The organism is Leisingera sp. CC-HEC093 (assembly GCF_059429195.1).
In genome coordinates this window covers 584,569-604,706 of record NZ_JCAIJR010000001.1, presented here as the reverse complement: position 1 = coordinate 604,706, position 20,138 = coordinate 584,569, and the positions used below count along the sequence as shown (strand labels likewise).

The 20,138-nt window shown below is 62.6% G+C and carries 14 protein-coding genes; 5 read left to right on the top strand and 9 right to left on the bottom strand.

Annotation, left to right across the window (positions count from 1 at the left end; translation table 11 throughout):
- Positions 1-4: 4 nt before the first annotated feature.
- The 4 genes from AC5STB_RS02935 to AC5STB_RS02920 all read right to left on the bottom strand — a co-directional run bounded on the left by AC5STB_RS02935 (position 5) and on the right by AC5STB_RS02920 (position 7,434).
- A complete protein-coding gene (locus AC5STB_RS02935) occupies positions 5-1,177 on the bottom strand; it encodes an HlyD family type I secretion periplasmic adaptor subunit (RefSeq protein WP_495444553.1) in 1,173 nt (390 codons plus the stop codon).
- A gap of 2 nt (positions 1,178-1,179) precedes the next feature.
- The gene (locus AC5STB_RS02930; protein WP_495441489.1) at positions 1,180-3,510 is read right to left on the bottom strand and encodes a type I secretion system permease/ATPase; all 2,331 of its coding nucleotides are present in this window, start codon (positions 3,508-3,510) and stop codon (positions 1,180-1,182) included.
- Complete coding sequence (locus AC5STB_RS02925) at positions 3,507-4,787, bottom strand: TolC family protein (protein ID WP_495441488.1); 1,281 nt, start codon at positions 4,785-4,787, stop codon at positions 3,507-3,509. Before AC5STB_RS02925 ends, AC5STB_RS02930 begins: the two co-directional genes overlap by 4 nt.
- 73 nt (positions 4,788-4,860) lie before the next feature.
- Positions 4,861-7,434 carry an Ig-like domain-containing protein gene (locus tag AC5STB_RS02920; protein WP_495441487.1) on the bottom strand — a complete coding sequence of 858 codons (2,574 nt, stop codon included), beginning with the start codon at positions 7,432-7,434 and terminating at the stop codon, positions 4,861-4,863.
- Between the two features lie 731 nt (positions 7,435-8,165).
- Between AC5STB_RS02920 and AC5STB_RS02915 the strand changes: the two genes are divergently transcribed.
- From AC5STB_RS02915 to AC5STB_RS02905, 3 genes are read left to right on the top strand one after another with little or no spacing between them, the layout of a single operon-like run.
- The gene (locus tag AC5STB_RS02915; RefSeq protein ID WP_495441486.1) at positions 8,166-10,100 is read left to right on the top strand and encodes a PrkA family serine protein kinase; all 1,935 of its coding nucleotides are present in this window, start codon (positions 8,166-8,168) and stop codon (positions 10,098-10,100) included.
- Positions 10,101-10,118: 18 nt separating this feature from the next.
- Positions 10,119-11,453: a YeaH/YhbH family protein gene (locus AC5STB_RS02910; RefSeq protein WP_495441485.1), complete on the top strand. Its 1,335-nt coding sequence runs from the start codon at positions 10,119-10,121 to the stop codon at positions 11,451-11,453.
- A complete protein-coding gene (locus AC5STB_RS02905) occupies positions 11,440-12,954 on the top strand; it encodes a SpoVR family protein (protein ID WP_495441484.1) in 1,515 nt (504 codons plus the stop codon). Before AC5STB_RS02910 ends, AC5STB_RS02905 begins: the two co-directional genes overlap by 14 nt.
- Positions 12,955-13,037: 83 nt before the next feature.
- Here the strand turns inward: AC5STB_RS02905 and AC5STB_RS02900 are convergent, their stop codons facing one another.
- Positions 13,038-14,153, bottom strand: coding sequence for an S-(hydroxymethyl)glutathione dehydrogenase/class III alcohol dehydrogenase (locus tag AC5STB_RS02900; RefSeq protein WP_495441483.1), 1,116 nt, complete (start codon positions 14,151-14,153; stop codon positions 13,038-13,040).
- 353 nt (positions 14,154-14,506) lie between these two features.
- Between AC5STB_RS02900 and AC5STB_RS02895 the strand changes: the two genes are divergently transcribed.
- Entirely contained in the window at positions 14,507-17,014 is a 2,508-nt protein-coding gene (locus AC5STB_RS02895; RefSeq protein WP_495441482.1) for a heavy metal translocating P-type ATPase, read from the top strand.
- The gene (cueR, locus tag AC5STB_RS02890; RefSeq protein WP_495441481.1) at positions 17,011-17,400 is read left to right on the top strand and encodes a Cu(I)-responsive transcriptional regulator; all 390 of its coding nucleotides are present in this window, start codon (positions 17,011-17,013) and stop codon (positions 17,398-17,400) included. The genes AC5STB_RS02895 and cueR overlap by 4 nt, the downstream gene beginning before the upstream one ends.
- A 101-nt stretch (positions 17,401-17,501) precedes the next feature.
- Here the strand turns inward: cueR and AC5STB_RS02885 are convergent, their stop codons facing one another.
- From AC5STB_RS02885 to pcaC, 4 genes are read right to left on the bottom strand one after another with little or no spacing between them, the layout of a single operon-like run.
- Complete coding sequence (locus AC5STB_RS02885) at positions 17,502-18,332, bottom strand: 3-oxoadipate:acetyl-CoA acetyltransferase (protein WP_495441480.1); 831 nt, start codon at positions 18,330-18,332, stop codon at positions 17,502-17,504.
- An 11-nt stretch (positions 18,333-18,343) separates the two neighbouring features.
- The gene (gene pcaG, locus AC5STB_RS02880) at positions 18,344-18,964 is read right to left on the bottom strand and encodes a protocatechuate 3,4-dioxygenase subunit alpha (protein WP_495441479.1); all 621 of its coding nucleotides are present in this window, start codon (positions 18,962-18,964) and stop codon (positions 18,344-18,346) included.
- Positions 18,964-19,701 (bottom strand): protocatechuate 3,4-dioxygenase subunit beta, encoded by a 738-nt coding sequence (pcaH, locus tag AC5STB_RS02875; protein ID WP_495441478.1) that lies wholly within the window; start codon positions 19,699-19,701, stop codon positions 18,964-18,966. Before pcaH ends, pcaG begins: the two co-directional genes overlap by 1 nt.
- Complete coding sequence (gene pcaC / locus AC5STB_RS02870; protein WP_495441477.1) at positions 19,698-20,093, bottom strand: 4-carboxymuconolactone decarboxylase; 396 nt, start codon at positions 20,091-20,093, stop codon at positions 19,698-19,700. The genes pcaH and pcaC overlap by 4 nt, the downstream gene beginning before the upstream one ends.
- Positions 20,094-20,138 lie beyond the last annotated feature (45 nt).

Here is a 20,138-nt window from a genome sequence, read left to right as displayed (position 1 = left end):
TGGGTCAAGGCTCGCGCAGCGCCTCGCGGGATTTGTAGAGCGGCTTCAGCAAGTACTGCAACACGGTCTTGGCACCGGTCTGCAGCTCTGCTGTGGCGCGCATGCCTGGGCGGATTTCGATTGATTGCTGGCGTTCGGTGAAACCGGATTTGTCGACCCGGACCGTGACCCGGTAATAAGGGTCGGCGCGCGGGTTGCGCTCATCCTCGAAAGTGTCGGCAGAGACGAAGTCGACCTTGCCGCGCAGCGAACCGTAGATGGTGTAATCGTAGGCCGACAGCTTGACGGTGGCGTCCTGGCCTGGCTGCACGCTGGCGATGTCCTCGGGTTTCACCCGCGCTTCGACAAACAGCTCCTCGCCCAGCGGGATGATTTCAAGTATCTCTTCGCCTGGGCGGATCACGCCGCCGATGGTGGTCACCGACAGGCTGTTCACGATCCCCGCCATTGGGGAGGTAATGATGGTGCGGTTCAGCTGATCCACCGCCAGCCGCTGCTCCTGCCGCAAGGTGGTGATTTCACGCAAGGTCTGGGCGTATTCCTCGGCCTGCTCCAGTTCTGCTTGGGTGCCGATTTCGTTGTACTTGGCCCGGGCGTCGGTGGCCGCCTTGCGCGCCTTGTTCACCTCATTCAGCGCCACGATCTTTTGCTTGTAGAGCCGCTCCAAGTTTGCCAGCTCAGCATTCAGCTGCTCCAGGATCTGCCGGGCGCTGTCGCGGCGGCTGCTGAAGTCGGTCTGCCGCGCGGTCAGCAGGCCGCGCTCAGAGGCCAGAATGCCGGCGGAGCGCTGCGCCAGCATGTCGGGTACCGCGAATTCAAAGGCGCCCTTCATCTGGGCTTCCAGCCGGTGGCGCCTGATTTCCAATGCATCGATCTGGTTTTGCAGTTCATCGGCGGCGGTGCGGAACTTGGTGTCCTGCAGCTTGGCCAGCACTTGGCCCGCGGTCACGATATCGCCCTGGCGGACATGCAGTTCCGCCAGAATACCACCCTCCAGGTTCTGCACGATCTGCGCGCGCGACGAGGAGACCACCTGGCCTTCGCCGCGCACGATCTCGTCGATGGAGGCAAAGGCAGCCCAGATCAGGAAGGTGAGCACTGCGGCCAGTGCCAGGTAGATGATGCGGCTGGCGCTGCGTGGCGTCTGGGCATCTCCGTAGGGATCGCGAAGCGCCATGCTCAATTGCCCTCTCCTGCGGCCAGATGCGCCAGAACCTGGTCGCGCGGACCATCCACCACCATCCGGCCGGACTGCAGGATCAGGGTTCGGTTGGTCAGAGACAGGATCGGCATACGGTGGGTTGCGATCACCGCGGTGCGGCCGTCCAGCCAGCTTTCCAGGCGGCTGACCAGGGTGCGCTCCAGCGTCTGATCCAGCGCCGCGGTGGGTTCGTCCAGCAGCACGACAGAAGGATTCTGCAGCCACAGCCGCGCCCAGCCGATCGACTGGCGCTGGCCAATCGACAGGCCATGGCCGCCGTCGCTGATCTCCAGGTCCAGGCCCTTGTGATGGTTGCGGACATGGGCGCCGAGGCCCGCAAATTCCAGCGCCTCCATCAGCCGGTCATCGTCGCGTTCCAGCTGGTTGAGGTTCAGGTTGTCGCGCAAGGATCCGGCGAACAGCCGTACGTCCTGGCTCAGATAGCCGATGTTGGCACGCAGGTCGCGCGGATCGATCTGCGCCATGTCGGTGCCATCCAGCAGGATGCGGCCCCGATCGGGCGCATAGAGGCCGGACATTAGTTTGAGCAGGGTAGACTTACCGGAGCCGTTAACGCCCAGAACTGCAACGCGCTGGCCGGGCGTAACCGCAACGGCCTGAACATCCAGCGTCGGGGCCGCGTCGTCCTCATAGCGGAACAGGATCTCGCGCAGCTCGAACCGGCCTTCGATCTTCTGACGGCGTAGGTAGGTGCGCTCTTTCTCTTTCTCCTGCGGCGCCTGGGCGATGGCGTCCAAGCCTTCCAGCGCCGCCTTGACGTTGCTCCAGCGGGCCAGGGTGGCGGCGAATTGCGTCAGCGGCGCCAGCGTACGGCTGGTCAGGATGCCGGTGGCGATGATGGTGCCAACAGTAAATTCACCGGCAAAGACCAACAGCGTGCCTAGCACCACGGCGGTGATATAGGTGGCCTGCTGCACCCCTTGCGACCAGTAGGTAAGGGCGCTGGACAGCTTGCGCTGCTCGGTGGCGGAGTGCGACGATAGCGTGTTCAGCTCATCCCACAGCCGCAGCACGCGCTCCTCGCCGCGCTGGGTCTTCACGGTGTCGAGCTCGGTCACCACCTCATGCAGCAGCCGCCCTGCCTTGGCGTTGGCGCCTTGCGTCTGCCGGGTATAGGCAATCATCTTTTTTTGCATGAAGTAGGCAGGCAGCAGCATCAGAATGCCGCCGGCAATGATCACCCAGACAACCGGCCCGGCAATGGAGGCGACCAGCAGCAGGAACACGGCGATAAAGGGGATGTCAGCCAGCGTCGAGATCGTGGAAGAGGTAAAGAACTCCCGCACCGACCCGAAATCCCGCATCGCGGCAAACAGGCCAGAGGGCGGCAAGGGCTTCTTGTCGGACCTCATGCCGATCAGGCGGCGCATCAGGTTGTGCTGCACCGACAGCTCTATCTGGCGGCCTGCCGCGTCGGTCAGCCGGGCGCGCGCCAGTTTCAGCATCGCCTCCAGCGCAATCGCCAGGAAGGCCCCGATCGCCAGTACCCACAAGGTTGCGTGCGACTGGTGCGGCACGACCCGGTCGTAGACCTGCAGGGAGAACAGCGCGACCGACACCGCAAGAATGTTGGCCACCAAGGAGCCCAGCATGATTTCGCCCACCTGGCGGCGGTATTTGGGGAACTCGCTCCAGAACCAGTGGCCGGGATCGATCTGCGGCGTGTGCCTGGCAGCCATTTGCTTCAGCGACGGGCGGGCCGACAGCACGGTGCCGGTGAAATAGGGGCTGAACTCCTCCAGCGGCACCTCGGTACGGTTATCCGGGCAGGAGGTGTCGTAGATCGTCAGCGCGTCTTCCGCCTGGCTCAGCACCAGCACGCATTGGCCGCCGGACATAATCGCCAGCGCAGGCCACAGTGCAGGGGCAAGCTGCTGCTTTTCCAGGACCTTGGGCTGCAGCCCGGCGGACTGCACCGCCTTTGCCAGCGTGTGCAGGGACAGATCGCCCGGCGTTTCCTTCCACAAAAATGCGGCGACGTCGCCAACCGGCACTTCGCTGCCCTTCAAGGCGGAGAGCGTGGCGATCAGGCTGGCGCGGTGCTGAATACGGGCGGCTGCCCCTTCCAGCAAGGAGCCGACTTCGGGCTGCGGGTCCTGCGGCTTGGGCCGGTTGTCAGTCTTGGGTTTCAGCCGGGTATCAGGACCAGGCGCCGAGCCAGGGGGGCTGGCAGGCTGCTTCGCCCCTTGCGAGGCGTCCTGCGGCACGGGAACCGGAACCGCCCGCAGCACCGGCTTCTTGCTGGCGGCGGGCAAGGGGCGGGGCGGCCTTTGCGTGGTGTCGGTCAAATCTTGTCCCCATCAGCCAGAAGCCCCAGGTCGCGTGCCAGCTCCAGCTGGATCAGCACCACCTCATACTTGGCGTCGATGTAAGCCTGCTCGCGCCGCACCAGTTCCTCGTAAACCTGGATCACTTCCATTACCGGGCGCTGGCCGGCCTCGAATTGCTTCTGGAACAGTTCATAGGTTTCGCGGCTGCGGCGCACCAGCGCGGCCGTCTCTGCCTCTTGCCGCTGATAGGAGGCGATCTGCTGCACTTGGCGGCTGTAGGTGCGCCGGGCGGCTTCCTCGGCCTCCCCCACTTGGCGTCTGGCGGCCTCCTTGGAGGCCTCAAGCGCCTGGATCGCGGCAGGCGTGCCCAGCCCCAGCGGCTGGCCGGTGCCCAAGGTAATGCCAGCGCCGGACCCGTCAGAGGTCACATTTCCGGACGCAGCGATCTGCGGCAGCAGGCCGGCACGGCCGGATTTGGCCTGGGCAATTGTGCGCTCCGCCTCGGAACCTGCCTTGAGCACTGACAGGAACTGCACGTGTTCGGGCGGTGTGCCGATGCCAAGATGCGAAGGTTTGCGATCAAACGACTGGCCGGTCATCGCCTGCAGCTCAGCGCGTGCAGTTGCGGCGGCGTCACGAGCGGTGGCGGTGGCGGTGCGGATGCCGCTGATCTTGCTGTCCACCACGTTAAGGTCCGCCCGGTCGGACACGCCGCCATCAACCCGGCCCTGCACAATGCGGCGGAATTCCTGCATCCGGCGCAGCGCGCGGTCGCCATAGGCGGCCTTCTCATCGCCGCGCAAGGCCGCGGCATATAACCCGACGGCGGTTTCCACCCGGCCGTTCATGTCCTGCGACAGGCTGACAGCGGCGACCTCCACATCAGCGGCGGCGAACTCGCGCTCCGCCTTGCGGCGGCCGTTGTCGAACAGCACCTGTTCAATCAGCAACCCGGCGACCAGATCGCCCAGATCGGTCAGGCTGACCGAAGGCCCCAGGGTCGGGAACCAGTTCTTGGACGCGGCTTCCGCACGCAGCTTGGCGCTGATCAGCTCTGCCTCGGTTGCGCGCGAGGAGGCGGCGATGGCTGCCGCGGCCACCTGCCCGTAGGCACTGTCCGCCATCAGCAGCGAGCGGCGCTCCATCAGGGCACTGATCACCTCGGAAGAGGCCTCGCCTGTTTGCGCGAAATTGCTGCGCGGCCCGCTGGCTTCCGCATCGCCAAAGGGGGGGGCTGCGCAGCCTGAAAGACTGCACATCACTGCGATGGCGCAAAGAAAGCGTCCCGGTTGCATCCTGCCCTTTTGCCCTTTTGTTCCAGGCTTTTGATGTTTTGGGCCCGGCAGCGGAGGCAGCCGGGCCGGAAGATCAGATCACTGTGTTGACGTTGACGTCTTCGTCCGCAACCAGCGTCGTGCCATCGTCGCCGATTGTGTAGACGTGATAAGTCTCATTATCGATGATCCGGTCACTTTGCTGTGTTGCACCATCCAATGTGATAGTGTCGTTCCCGTCTCCATGGACGACCAGCGTGTTCGAGTTGCCGGACAGGGCGTTAATGCTCGCCTCCGTCAGCGTCAGGTCGGAATTGTCCGCGTGGATCAGGTTCAATTCATCGACGTTAAACTGGGACAGGCCTGCGTTCCCGAGGGCGCTGCTGTCGATGCCGTCCTCCAGGACAACCAACGTGCTCGAACTGTTGCCGGCAGCATCTTCGCGGCTGACCACCAGATGCGAGCCATCTGGAATATCGTTGTCAAAGTCGTAGGTGATTGTGCCGTTGTTCGCGGTGGAAATTGTTCCTGGGACATCGACAACGTCTCCGCTGCTGGTCAGCTCATGCACACTGTCATCAGCCTCAAAGTCATCACTTCTGAAGCCTTCAAAGCCAATGCTGGTGTCAAAAACAGTGCCCATATTCGGCGCGTCATAGTCGGTGTCGACTGCAAAGTTTTCGGTCAGGGTCTCGGTGTTGCCCGCGGCATCGGTGGCGGTGATTTCCGCCTGGCTGGAGTAAGTGCCGTCCGGCAGATCGCTGGCCTCGAACTCGGCGCTCCAGTTGCCGGCGGAATCGACGGTTGCTGCCCGGGTCACACCGCCGATGGCAACATCGACAGTGGAACCGGGTTCGACCGTGCCGGTCAGGGTCAGCCCGGCATTTAGCTCGGCCGCGTTGACTACGCCGTCGCCTGAGATAGTGTCCGCAGCGAGCGGGTCCACTTCGGTGTCGATTTCCAGCGTGTCCCTGATTTCTGCTGTGTTGCCAGCCGCATCCGTGGCGGTCACGATCACGTCCGCCTCATAGCTGCCCTCGGCGATATCGGAGGCGGCGAAGTCCACGCTCCAGTTGCCGGCGGAATCCACTGTCGCGGTTTCGACCGCACTGCCCAGCTGTACAACAACGGTGGAACCCGGCTCTACGGTGCCGGTCAGCGTCACCCCGTCGCTGCGTTCGCTATGGTTGACAATGCCGTCCCCTTCGACGCTTGCGGTCTCCACGGTGAGCGGATCAACCAGCGTGTCCACTCGCAGGTCCGCAGTTGCCGAAGCGCTGTTGCCTGCCGCATCGGTGGAGGTCACGCTGACCGTGGTATCGTATTCCCCGCCAGGCAGGGAGCCCGCTTCGAATTCCGCGGACCAGGTGCCGTCGGACTGCACCGTGGTGTTACGGGTGACGCCCTCCACGGTCACGCTGACCGATGCGCCGGGCTCGCCGGTTCCGGTCAGGATCACCCCTGCGGAAGCTTCGGCATTGTTCACGAGGTCGTCGCCGCCGGACTGGCCTGCGTCAATGGCAACCGAATTGATTGTGTCGACGCGGATCGTGCCAGTGGCGGTTTCCGTGTTGCCAAAGGCGTCAGTTGCAATTGCGGTGACGTCTGCGTCGTATTCGCCGGACTGGATCTCCGAGGCTGCAAAATCGGTGCTCCAGATGCCTTGGTCGCTGGCCGTCACCGTCCGTGTCACCCCCTGAAAGGTCACCGCCACTGAAGCGCCTGCCTCGGCGGTGCCGGTCAGGGTCACGCCGTTTGCAGCTTCGGCAGCATTGATCATGTCGTCGCCGCCGGCCTGGTTGGAATCAATCGCAACCGTGGTTTCCGTGTCGATGCGGATGGTGGAGGCGGTGGTCGCAGTGTTGCCGGAGGCATCTGTCGAGGTGGCGCTGACCGGAGCGTCGTACTCACCGCCGGTGATTTCCGACGACGCGAAATCCGCGCTCCAAGTTCCGTCATCAGCCGCCGTCACGGTTCGGGTCACACCCTGAAAGGTCACTTCCACGGTGGAGCCCGGCTCAGCGGTGCCTGTCAGGGTCACCCCGGCCGCTGCTTCGGCGGCGCTGATTGTGTCATCTCCGCCGGCCTGACCGCTGTCGATGGTAACATAGGTATCGCCATTGCGGCCGCCGCCGCCGCCACCTCCGCCGCCGTCCCCGCCGCCATCGCCATCGTCACCACCACCGGTGGCAAGGGCTGCCGCGCCAACGACGCCCGCGGCGGCGCCGGCTGTACCCAGCCCGCCAATCAGCGGTGCGGCCAGCGGTGCCACGACCGGTTCGATCCGGTCGACATCCAGAAACACCATCTCGTCGTAGGCGCTCCATTTTCCGGACAAGTCAAGCGGCTCATAGGTCGCAAACAGCATGCCGCCGGATTTGTCTTCCAGCACCACTTCGATGAACTGGCCGTCATCGCTCAGGAACAGGTTCTTCCCGCCGGTTGTTCCAAAGGCGTAGTAGTTGTCCAGCACCAGCTCCTGGCCGTTCGCCAGTGTGATGTGAAGATCGTTGCCCTTCCGGGAATAGCTTTCGACATCTGCAGGCCGGAGGTTCAGCGAGATGTCCTTTGCATGGCCCGCGTCAATGCGCGCGGGAGTGCCTTCGGCAAAATTGCCATGCTGCGTGGTGCCCGCCATATCGCGGGTGATAAATGCGACCGTGCTCATAAACTTACCGCCCATCTGTGCGCGTCGCGCCCGAAATATGGGAGCGCGCCGCGTGGTTTCGTTGCCTGTGTTTTGCCTAGCGGCCGTCTTTTGCGGCCATTTTGAGGTCACAATGTGACAATTTTTTCAGTCCTGTCCAGTGTGCAGGGTGCGACTTTCTGTGGATTTCCCTGCAAACCGTGTCCTGTCTGCCGCAGAATATCGAAGCTTTTTCACGGCCCTGTGATGCTGCGCTCAGGTGCGCACTGATCCCGGGCGGTTGAATAACCCGGATGCTGTCGGTGCGAATCCACTGGTTTTCTGCCATGCTGCCGCGTTCTGCTGACGTGCATCCGGCACTGACGCAGTATTGGACAGTTTGCGCGAATGTGTTTGAAATGCCGCAATGCAGAAGGGCTGGGCAGCAAGGCAGATCGCTGTGATGTGATATCAATTTCCCGCAAAAGTTTCTGGCAATTAATTAAAAGTACACCACTTTCAGATAGTAAGAAGTTCGTAATTGGTGTAAGCTCGAGAGTAAGTAAAACGACGCCGACAGCCCTGGATTCCGGGCGCAGGCCGCCGCAAAGAGCGGCCAGCCGGACGTAACACCGCCAGTAGCGGCGCCGAGCAGAAATCAGAACTCAACACTGACGCGGACATCCATGCCCACGTGCTGGGCACTATCTGTCCGTGCGCGAACTAAAACGCCAGGAGGAACGGCGCCAGCTAATCAGGAGGCTTGATTCAAAATGAAAGACATTGCCGAACTTTTTGCAGAGCAGTACGGCGAAACGCGCGAGCAGGAAATGCCGCTGCAAGAGTATTTGAACGCTTGCCGCGACGATCCAAGCCTGTACGCGAATGTCGCTGAGAGGATGTTGAAGGCAATCGGCCAGGAAGAGCTGGTGGATACGTCTAAGGACGCCCGCCTGGGACCGATCTTTCAGAACAGGACGATCAAGCGCTACAGCGCTTTCCACGACTTCTACGGCATGGAAGACACGATCGAACGTATCGTCGGCTATTTCCGCCACGCCGCGCAGGGTTTGGAGGAGCGCAAGCAGATCCTCTACCTTCTGGGTCCGGTTGGCGGCGGCAAATCCTCCCTGGCGGAACGGCTTAAGCGCTTGGTCGAGGATCAGCCGATTTACGTGCTCAAGGCCGGTGACCAGATTTCTCCGATCTTCGAAAGCCCGCTGGGCCTGTTTGATCCGGTCCGGATGGGCAAAGTGCTGGAAGAGGAATACGGCATTGCCCAGCACCGGCTGCCGGGGCTGATGTCACCCTGGGCCGTGCAGCGGCTGGATGAATTCGATGGCGATATCAACAAGTTCTCCGTTGTCCGCCTGTATCCGTCGCGGCTGCGCCGGATCTGTGTCGCCAAGGTGGAGCCGGGTGATGAGAACAACCAGGATATCTCCACCCTGGTCGGTAAGGTCGACATCCGCCAGTTGGAGCATTTCAGCCAGGACAATCCGGATGCCTACAGTTTCTCTGGAGGCCTGAACCGTTCGACCCAGGGCATCCTTGAATTCGTCGAGATGTTCAAGGCGCCGATCAAGATGCTGCACCCGCTGCTGACAGCGACCCAGGAAGGCAACTACATGGGCACCGAAAGCTTCGGCGCCATTCCCTTCAGCGGCCTGATCCTGGCGCATTCTAACGAAAGCGAATGGCAGTCTTTCAAGAACAACAAGAATAACGAGGCCTTCATCGACCGGGTGTCGATTGTCAAAGTGCCCTACTGCCTGCGCGTTTCGGATGAGACCTCAATCTACGAGAAACTGATCGAGAACAGCGAACTGCGTAGCGCGCCATGCGCTCCGGAGACGCTGAAGATCCTCAGCCGCTTCTCGGTGCTGACGCGCCTGAAGCCGCATGAGAATTCAAACCTTTATTCCAAGATGCGGGTCTATGACGGCGAAAGCCTTAAGGACACAGACCCCAAGGCCAAGACGGTGCAAGAATACCAGGACCGCGCCGGTGTTGACGAGGGCATGAACGGGATTTCCACCCGCTTTGCCTTCAAGGTGCTCTCCACCACCTTCAACTTCGACACCAACGAGGTGGCGGCAGACCCGGTGCATCTGATGTATGTGCTGGAGCAGATGATCAAGCGCGAGCAGTTCCCGCAAGAGACGGAACAGAAGTATCTGGAGTTCATCAAAACCGAACTGGCACCGCGCTATGAGGAATTCATCGGCAACGAGATCCAGAAGGCGTACCTCGAAAGTTATACCGAATACGGCCAAAACGTGTTCGACCGCTATATCTCCTATGCCGATGCCTGGATCGAGGAGCAGGATTACAAGGATCCAGACACCGGCCAGCTCTATAACCGCGAGGTTCTGGATGCGGAGCTTAGCAAGATCGAAAAGCCCGTCGGCATCGCCAATCCCAAGGATTTCCGCAACGAGGTGGTCAAATTCGCCCTGCGCCACCGCGCCAATACCGGCAAGAACCCAGCGTGGAACTCTTACGAGAAGCTGCGCGATGTGATCGAAAAGCACATGTTCAGCCAGGTCGAGGAACTGCTTCCGGTGATCTCCTTCGGGTCCAAGAAGGACAGCAAGACCGAAGGCAAGCATCAGGAGTTCGTCGAACGGATGCGTGGTCACGGCTATACCGACCGCCAGGTGCGCCGTCTGGTCGAATGGTACATGCGGGTCAACAAGGCGGGCTAAAGAGGAGCGCTGTGCAACATGCATCATTTCATCGACAGGCGCGCCAACCCAAAGGGCAAGAGCCTCGGGAACCGCCAGCGGTTCCTGCGGCGGGCCCGGGAGAATATTAAGGAGCGCGTCGATCAGTCGGTCCGGGGCAAGTCGATCCAAAGCGGCGGCGTCCCGGACGAAGGAGAGAAGGTCACCATTCCGACACGGGGGCTGAAGGAGCCGCGGTTCTTCCATTCCTCCAAGGGCGGGTTGCGGCGTCATGTGCTGCCGGGCAACAAGGAATTTGTTGTCGGCGACACCATCAAACGGCCCCAGGGCGGCGCCGGGCAGGGCGGCCGCAAGGCCTCCGAGGATGGTGAAGGCGAGGACGAGTTTTCCTTCACCCTCACACAGGAGGAGTATCTGGAAATCCTGTTCGAGGGGCTGGAACTGCCAGACCTGGTGGAAAAGGCCACGGTGGAAACCGAAACAATCGGCACCCGCCGCGCGGGCCTGACCACGGCGGGAACGCCGAACAACCTCAACCTGGTGCGCACCATGCGCAACTCTCTGGGCCGCCGTATCGCCCTGCAGCGCCCCACCACGAAATCCCAGCGCGAACTGGAAGAGCAGATTGCCGAGCTAGAGGCGCTGGACGAGCGCACCCCGCCGCAAGAGGACTTTTTGGAGACGCTGAAAAAGCGGCTGGAGGGGATCATCCGCAAGCGCAAGGTGGTTGGCTACATTGACCCGTTGGATCTGCGCTACGACACTTTCGTGCCGGAAAAGATCCGCAACTCCCGTGCTGTCGTGTTCTGCCTTATGGATGTCTCCGGCTCCATGCAGGAGCGCGAGAAGGATCTGGCCAAGCGCTTCTTCCTCTTGCTGCACCTGTTTCTGGAACGCTGCTACGAGCACACCGAGCTGGTGTTCGTGCGCCATACCCATCACGCACAGGAAGTGGATGAAGAAACCTTCTTTTACGCCCGCGAAACCGGCGGCACCATCGTATCTACCGCACTGGAGAAGATGAAGGAGATTATTGAGGAGCGTTATCCGCCGGATGAATGGAACATCTACGGTGCCCAGGCTTCGGATGGTGAGAACTTCGGCAATGACTCGGCCCGCTGCAAAAACCTGCTTTTGAACGACCTGCTGCCGGTCAGCCAGTTTTATGCCTATGTGGAAATTGTCGATGAGGCGGCGGAGATGCTGCTGAACAACCCCGAAGCAGGCGAAGACTTGTGGCAGAACTACCGCGAGGTGAAGGCGCAGGCGCAGCATTTTGAAATGCAGCGGGTCTCGCAGCCTGGCCACATCTATCCGATATTCCGGGAGTTCTTCCTCCCTAAGGTGAAAGGGGCGCAGTATGCAGGCAGCTGAAACGGCGCGCACGCCGCTGTTCGATGGGCCGGAATGGACCTTCGAGCTGATGGAAAAAGCGCGCGACGCGATCGAGGAGATCGCGCTCAATGATCTTGGGCTGGATGTCTATCCCAACCAGATTGAGATTATTTCTGCCGAGCAGATGCTGGATGCCTATTCCTGCGTCGGCCTGCCGCTGATGTATCAGCACTGGTCCTTCGGCAAGCATTTCGCCCGCGACGAGGCGCTCTACCGCACCGGCCGGCAGGGGCTGGCGTATGAAATCGTGATCAACTCGAATCCCTGCATCAGCTACAACATGGAAGAAAACACCATGGCGATGCAGACGCTGGTGATGGCGCATGCGGCTTTCGGGCACAATCATTTCTTCAAGAACAACTATCTGTTTCAGCAATGGACCGATGCTGCGGGCATCCATGATTACCTGGCATTTGCCAAAAACTACATTGCCGCCTGCGAGGAACGCTATGGCCCGATGGCCGTGGAGGAGGTGCTGGACGCGGCCCACGCGCTGCAATCCCAGGGTGTGTTCCGCTACGGGCGGCCTCCCAAGCCTACCAGGGAAGAGCTGGTGGCGATGCAGAAGGTGCGCGAGGGCTACGAGAGCGGCCAGAGCGTGCTGGATATCTGGACCGACACGACTCTGGGCCGGGACAAGCTGGAGCTGGTGGAGGACGCCGATTTCAGCGCGCGCCGCAAGCTGATGAATCTGCCGCAGGAGAACTTGCTGTATTTTCTGGAAAAGCACAGCCCGGTGCTGGAACCCTGGCAGTGCGAGATTCTGCGCATCGTGCGGATGCTGGCGCAGTACCTGTACCCGCAGAAGCAGACCAAGGTTATGAACGAGGGCTGCGCGACCTTCGTGCACTATTACATCATCAGCAAGCTCCATGAACAGGGTCAGATCACGCAAGGAGCGTATATGGAGATGCTGCACAGCCATACCAACGTGGTAATGCAGCCGGAGTATGACGATCCGCGCTATTCAGGCATCAATCCTTATGCGCTGGGCTTTGCGATGATGCAGGATATCCGCCGCATTTGCCAGGATCCCACCGATGAGGACCGCGAATGGTTCCCGGATTTCGCCGGCAACCCGGACTGGCGCGGGGTGCTGCGGGACGCCTGGGCGAACTACCGGGACGAAAGTTTCATCCAGCAGTTCCTGTCGCCGAACCTGATCCGTAAGTTCAAGCTGTTCACTCTGACCAATGACGCAGAGCTGCCCAACTTGGTGGTCAGCCAGATCCACAACCGTGCGGGTTACAAGGCGATCCGCCGCGATCTGGCGAAACAGTATGACCTTGCCTATCTGGAACCGGACATCCAGGTCACCGACGCCGACCTGCGCGGCGACCGGGAGCTGAAGCTGACCCACACCGTGCGCGACGGCATCCACCTGGACGAAGAGGATCTGGATGAAGTGCTGAAGCACCTGCGCCGTCTTTGGGGCTATGACGTCAGCCTTGACGCCGTTGAAGCGATCACTGAAAACTGACTTTTGTCCGGCCCTGGTGGCAGGGGTAAAGGAAAACGCAGGCCTAAGGGCCTGCGTTGTTGTGTTTCACATGAATCCCGGGATCAGAATTCCACCACTGCGCGGATCGACTTGCCTTCGTGCATCAGCTCGAAGCCTTCGTTGATCTGGTCCAGCGTCAGTTTGTGGGTGATCATCGGATCAATCTCGATCTTGCCGTCCATGTACCAGTCGACGATCTTCGGCACGTCGGTGCGGCCCGATGCACCACCAAAGGCGGTGCCGCGCCAGGAGCGGCCGGTGACCAGCTGGAACGGGCGGGTGGAAATCTCGGCCCCGGCGGGTGCCACGCCGATGATGATCGATTCACCCCAGCCCTTGTGCGCCGCTTCCAGCGCGGTGCGCATCACGTTCACGTTGCCGGTGGCGTCAAAGGTATAATCTGCGCCGCCGCCGGTCACTTCGACCAGATGCGCCACCAGATCGCCCTCGACCTCACTCGGGTTGACGAAATCGGTCATGCCGAAATGCGTGGCCATCTCCACCTTGCCCGGGTTCAGGTCAACACCGACGATCTGGTCGGCGCCGGCCAGCCGCAGGCCCTGGATCACGTTGAGGCCGATGCCGCCGAGGCCGAAGACCACCGCGCGCGAGCCGATCTCCACCTTGGCGGTGTTGATCACCGCGCCGATGCCGGTGGTGACGCCGCAGCCGATGTAGCAGACCTTGTCAAATGGTGCGTCCTCGCGGATTTTCGCCAGCGCGATTTCCGGAACCACGGTGTGGTTCGCGAAGGTCGAGCAGCCCATATAGTGGTGGATCGGGGTGCCGTCCTGCATCGAGAAGCGGGTGGAGCCATCCGGCAGCAGGCCGGCGCCCTGGGTGGAGCGGATTGCCTGGCACAGGTTAGTCTTGGGGTTGAGGCAGTATTCGCACTCACGGCACTCGGGCGTATAAAGCGGGATCACGTGGTCGCCGGGCTTCAGGGTGGTCACGCCTTCGCCAACCTCGACCACAACGCCCGCGCCCTCATGGCCCAGGATCGCCGGGAAGATGCCCTCCGGGTCATCGCCCGAGCGGGTGAATTCGTCGGTGTGGCACAGGCCGGTTGCCTTGATTTCCACCAGAACCTCGCCCGCCTTGGGGCCTTCCAGGTTCACTTCCATGATTTCCAGCGGTTTGCCGGGGGCAACCGCAACGGCAGCGCGGGTCTTGATCATGTGACTGGTCCTTCGTTCTTATCTGCGGGACCGGGCCGCCGCCTGGCGGGTCCGGGGTGAATGCGGTGCCAGCGGCTGCGCCGCGGGCCGGAATGACCCAGCGTTACATTTGCCGGCCGGCACGCGCAAGCATCGCCTCGGCACCCTAACAGGGGAGGCGCCTCGGGCTTTGCCCCGAAAGCGACAGCTGGGCTGCGGTCCGCGCCATCCTGGCACAATGAAAAATCCTCGATTTCCAGCGTTTTGCCTGAAGGCTTCCGGTTTTGGGAAGGAATCTTGGCACTTCCCCTTGACCTTCCCCTGACTGGAACCCTCATATCCTTTGTCAATGGTACAGAACCGGCGGAATTCCGATGTCAGACATGAGCCAAATTTCTTTGCACATCACCAACCTCAGCTGTGCAGGTTGCGCTGGCCGGGCAGAACGCGCTTTGGCAGCGGTGGAGGGGGTCCAGTCGGCCTCCGTCAACCTGGCTAACGCCACCGGTCAGGTCGAGGCTGCCCAGGATGTGGTGCTGACGGATCTGACCGGTGCCCTGGCCGCCGCCGGCTATCCTGCCGCGGAAACGCAGGCCGTGCTGGTGATCAGCGGCATGAGCTGCGCCTCCTGTGTAGGCAGGGTTGAACGTGCATTGCTGGCGGTGCCGGGGGTGCTGTCGGCCAGCGTTAACCTGGCAAACGAGACCGCGCAGGTCCGCTATCTGACCGGCATGACTCGCGCCGCAGATTTGGTCCGCACGGTGACAGAGGCCGGTTATCCTGCCCGTCTTAGCGGCGCGGCGGAGGATGAGGCCGAGCAGGCCAGCCAGCGCAAGGCGGGTGAGATTTCCGCTCTGGGCCGTCAGGTGCTGATCGCCGCGCTGCTGACGCTGCCGGTGTTCCTGATTGAAATGGGCGGCCACATGGTCCCGGCACTGCACCATTGGGTGGCGGCGAACATCGGTATGCAGAACAGCTACTTGCTGCAATTCTCGCTGACCACCGCGGTGCTGGCGGGGCCGGGGCGGCAGTTCTATGCCAAGGGTTTCCCGGCGTTGTTCCGGGGCGCCCCCGACATGAACGCCCTGGTGGCCTTGGGCACTGCCGCGGCCTATGGGTTCTCGGTAATCTCCACCTTTGCGCCCCATCTGCTGCCCGCAGGCACCGCCAATGTCTATTACGAAGCAGCGGCGGTGATCGTGGTGCTGATCCTCACGGGCCGCTTCCTGGAGGCCCGTGCCAAGGGCCGCACCGGTGCCGCGATCCGCAAGCTGGCCGGTTTGCAGCCCAAGACCGCGATGGTGGTTTCCAGCGGCGATACCATCGAAACCCCAGTGGAAGAAATCGGCACCGGCGACCTGATCCGGGTCCGTCCGGGCGAACGGATCGCGGTGGATGGCGAGATTGCCTCCGGGAGTTCCTACGTTGACGAAAGCATGATCTCCGGCGAGCCGGTGCCGGTCGCCAAGTCCCGCGGCGATGAAGTATCGGCAGGCACTATCAACGGCAACGCGGCGCTGGAATTCCGTGCAACCCGTGTGGGGCGTGACACCGTGCTGGCGCAGATCATCCGCTTAGTGGAGCAGGCGCAGGGTGCCAAGCTGCCGGTGCAGGGGCTGGTCGACCGGATTACCCTGTGGTTCGTGCCCGCAGTGATCGCGATTGCGGCGCTGACTGTGCTGGCTTGGTCCGTCTTCGGCCCGGCGCCGTCACTGCCGCTGGCACTGGTCGCGGGTGTTTCTGTGCTGATCATCGCCTGCCCTTGCGCCATGGGGCTGGCCACGCCGACCTCGATCATGGTGGGTATCGGCCGCGCCGCCCAGATGGGTGTGCTGTTCCGCAAGGGCGACGCGCTGCAGCGGCTGCAGGAGGTTAAGGTGGTGGCGCTCGACAAGACCGGCACTCTGACCGAGGGCCGACCGGCGCTGACCGAGCTGATCTGCGCCGAAGATTTCACCCGCGAGGAGGTGCTGCGCCTGACTGGCGCCGCTGAGGCGCAGTCCGAACACCCGATTGCTCGCGCAATTACGGCGGCGGCGGGCAAAGGGCTGCCCAAGGCCTCAGACTTTGAGGCGATCCCGGGCTTTGGCCTGCGGGCAGAGGTCGAGGGCCGTGTGGTGCTGGCCGGCGCTGCCCGGCTGATGGCGCGCGAAGGCATCCCAATCGGCGCGCTCGAGGCGGAAGGAGCGCGGCTGGCTGAGCGCGGCGAAACCCCGCTCTATGTTGCCATTGACGGCCGGCTTGCGGCGGTGATTGCGGTGGCGGACCCGATCAAGCCGGGTACCCCGGCGGCGATCAAGGCATTTCATGATCAGGGCTTGAAGGTGGCCATGGTCACTGGCGATGCGGCCGGCACGGCACAGGCAATCGCTGCGCGGTTGGGCATTGACGTGGTGAAGGCCGAATGCCTGCCGGCGGACAAGGTGAAGGTGCTGAAGGAGCTGCAGGCTGAACACGGTATGCTGGCGTTTATCGGCGATGGCATCAATGACGCCCCGGCACTGGCAGCAGCGGATGCAGGCATCGCCATCGGCACTGGGACTGATGTGGCTATCGAAGCCGCGGATGTGGTGCTGGTCTCCGGCGATCTGCGCGGGGTGGTCAACGCGCTGACCGTCAGCCGCGCCACCATGCGCAATATCCGCCAGAACCTGGGCTGGGCTTTTGGCTATAACGTGCTGCTGATCCCGGTGGCAGCGGGCGTGCTTTATCCCCTTGGCGGCCCGCTCCTGTCGCCTGCGCTGGCGGCAGGCGCCATGGCGCTGTCGAGTGTTTTCGTTTTGTCGAACGCGCTGCGCTTGCGCCGCCTGAAACCGGCCGTAGATGAGGCTCAGGCTGTATCTGCGGCCAAGGCGGACGCCCAGCAGGAGGCGCGCGCATGAACATCGGGGACGTTTCCAGCCGCTCTGGCTTGCCTGCCAAGACCATCCGCTATTACGAGGACATCGGCCTGATCAAGCCGCACCGCAGCGCCAACGGCTACCGCTGCTTCGCCGAGACCGACCTGCACAAACTGGCGTTTCTGGGCCGCGCCCGGGCGCTGGGCTTCACCATCGAGGATTGCCGCACCTTGATGGCGCTTTATGAGGACGAAAGCCGCGCTAGCGCGGATGTGAAGCAGCTGGCGCAGGAGCATCTTGCCAAAATCGAGGAGAAGATCGCGGACCTGCAGGCAATGCGGGACACGCTGGGCGAGCTGGTCAAAGGCTGCGCCGGCGACAGCCGCCCGGACTGTCCGATTTTGAAGGATCTGTCCGGAGAAAGCTGACCTGTCTGGCGGGAAGGCAGGGGCTCCCGCGCCCGCGGCTGCCCTGCCGGGCCGCCTGGCGGCTTTGGGCATGGCTTCGGGCCGCTGGCCCGAAGCGGGCGTCAGGCAGGGCGTAGCTCTAGGATCTCACGCGCCTGCTGCCAGGTGGCGACGGGGCGTTCGTATTTTTCACACAGCTCAGCTGCCCGTTTTACCAGCGCCGCGTTGGAGGGCGCTAGTGTTTCCCGGTCCAGGCGCATGTTGTCTTCCAGTCCGGTGCGGGTATGGCCGCCTGCGGCGATTGACCATTCATTTACCAGGATCTGCCCCGGCCCGACACCGGCGCCGCACCACTGGGCCTCCGGCGCCAGCCGCTGCATAGTCTTGACGTAGTAATCGAACACGTCCTTGTCGACCGGCATCGCGTTTTTTACTCCCATGACAAACTGCACATAGAGTGTGCCGGGAATGCGGCCCTCACGGTTCATCTTCACCGCTTGGTGGATATGCGACAGGTCAAAGGCTTCTATCTCCGGTTTGACCTCGTGAGCGCGCATCTCTGATGCAAGCCAGTCCACCAGATCGGGGGCGTTTTCATAGACTCTTGTTGGGAAGTTGTTGGACCCCACCGACAGCGACGCCATATCGGGACGCAGCGGCAGCATGCCGCCGCGCTCGCGGCCCGCGCCGGAGCGGCCGCCGGTCGACAGCTGCACGATCATGCCAGGGCAGTGTTTTTGCAGCCCCTCCATCAGCCGCGCAAACCGTTCCGGGTCCGAGGTCGGAGTTTGGTCGTCGTTGCGCACATGGCAATGAGCGATTGAGGCGCCGGCCTCAAACGCCTCCTGGGTGCTTTCGACCTGCTCCTCGATGGTGACGGGCACCGCCGGGTTGTTTTCCTTGGTCGGGACAGAGCCGGTAATGGCAACGCAGATGATGCAAGGCTTGCTCATTGGATCCCCCTTCAGATGTCGAAGAACACGGTCTCATCTTCGCCTTGCAGGCGGATGTCGAACCGGTAGACCGCCAGATCGTCCCGTTGCTCACGCTTGGCGATCAGGGTGGCGCGGCGGCGCTCCCACTCTATTACATTCAGCACCGGGTCGGCAGCATTTGCCGCGGCCTCATCCTCAAAGTAGATCCGCGTGTTCAGCCCCACGTTGATGCCGCGCGCCACGATCCACAGGCTGATATGCGGGGCCATCATCTGGCCGCCCCGGCCCATCACCGGCCCGGGCTTCACGGTGTCAAAACCCCATTCGCCAGTCTCGAAATCGGTAATCACCCGGCCCCAGCCGCGGAAACCGTCCTCCACCTCGCCTGTGTGCTCCGGGTGGGCATAGTTGCCGTCTGCATTGGCCTGCCAGGCCTCCAGCAGCACGTCCTTGACCGGCGAACCGATGCCGTCGGTCACGACGCCCTCCACCCGGATACGCTCGCCGCTGGCGCTGGGTCCGGCAATGTCCCAGCCAAGCTCCTGTTCGTAGATCTCAAATCCCGCCGCGCCGGGGGCCAGGCCGATGTGGACATACGGCCCGGCGGTTTGCGAAGGCGTTTCCTTCAGATGGTCCAACTTCTGGCGCATCAGTTCCCCTCCAGCCGGTTCTCGAACAGGGTGGACCGCCGCCCGCGCAGCACGATGTCAAAGCGGTAGGCGATGGTGTCCAGTGGAATGGTGGCGTTCATATCGAGCCGCGCCACCAGCATCTCCACCGCTTCCGGGTCCGGGATGGTGTTTACGATAGGGCAGCGCGCAATCAGCGGGTCGCCTTCGAAATAAAGCTGGGTGATCAGCCGTTGGGCAAATCCGGTGCCAAAGACCGAGACGTGGATATGCGCGGGCCGCCAGTCGTTCACCCAGTTGCGCCAGGGGTAGGCGCCGGGTTTCACAGTGCGGAAATGATACTGGCCATTCTCGTCCGTCAGCGTCCGGCCGCAGCCGCCGAAATTCGGATCCAGCGCGCCCAGATAGGTGTCTTTCTTGTGCCGGTAGCGCCCGGAGGCATTGGCCTGCCAGACCTCCACCAGCGTGTTCGGCACCGGCCGCGCGTTTTCATCCAGCACCCGGCCATGCACGATGATGCGCTCGCCGATCGGGCTGTCACCTGGCTGGGCGAAATTTGACAGCAGGTCATTGTCGGCGGGGGCAATGTCGTTGTGGCTGAACACCGGCCCGGTCATCTCGCTGGCGGTGTTTTCCAGGCTGATCAGCGGGAACCGGGGGGAGCGGGCGACCGAAGTCTTGTATTCCTGCGACAGGGCAGGGGGGTGCCAGCGGCGGTTCCTCTGATAGAACTCCCCGGGCTGCGGCGGCTTGGTCATGCGGTTTCCCCTCCCTCGCTGTCCATTTCAGCATATGTCTGCTTGGCCAGTTTCAGCGCGCGGTTGGCCCGCGGCACCCCGGCATAGATGGCCACATGCTGGAAGGCCTCCAGCACGTCCTCCCGGCTGGCGCCGGTACGGGCGGTGGCGCGGATGTGCATCGGGATCTCGTCGAAATTGCCGGTGGCTGCCAGCAGCGCCAGCGTCAGCATTGAGCGTTCCCGCAAGGAGATCCGGCCAGAGGCCCAGACCGTGCCCCAAGCGGCCTCGGTAATCAGCTCTTGAAAGGGCTGGTCCAGCGGTGTCTTGGCAGCCTCGGCACGGTCCACATGGGCATCGCCCAGCACCAGGCGGCGCACCTGCATGCCGCGGTCGTAACTGTCTTGCGTCATTCCAGTCTCCCTTTGCAGGGGAGTATCGCATGCCGTAAGTGATCT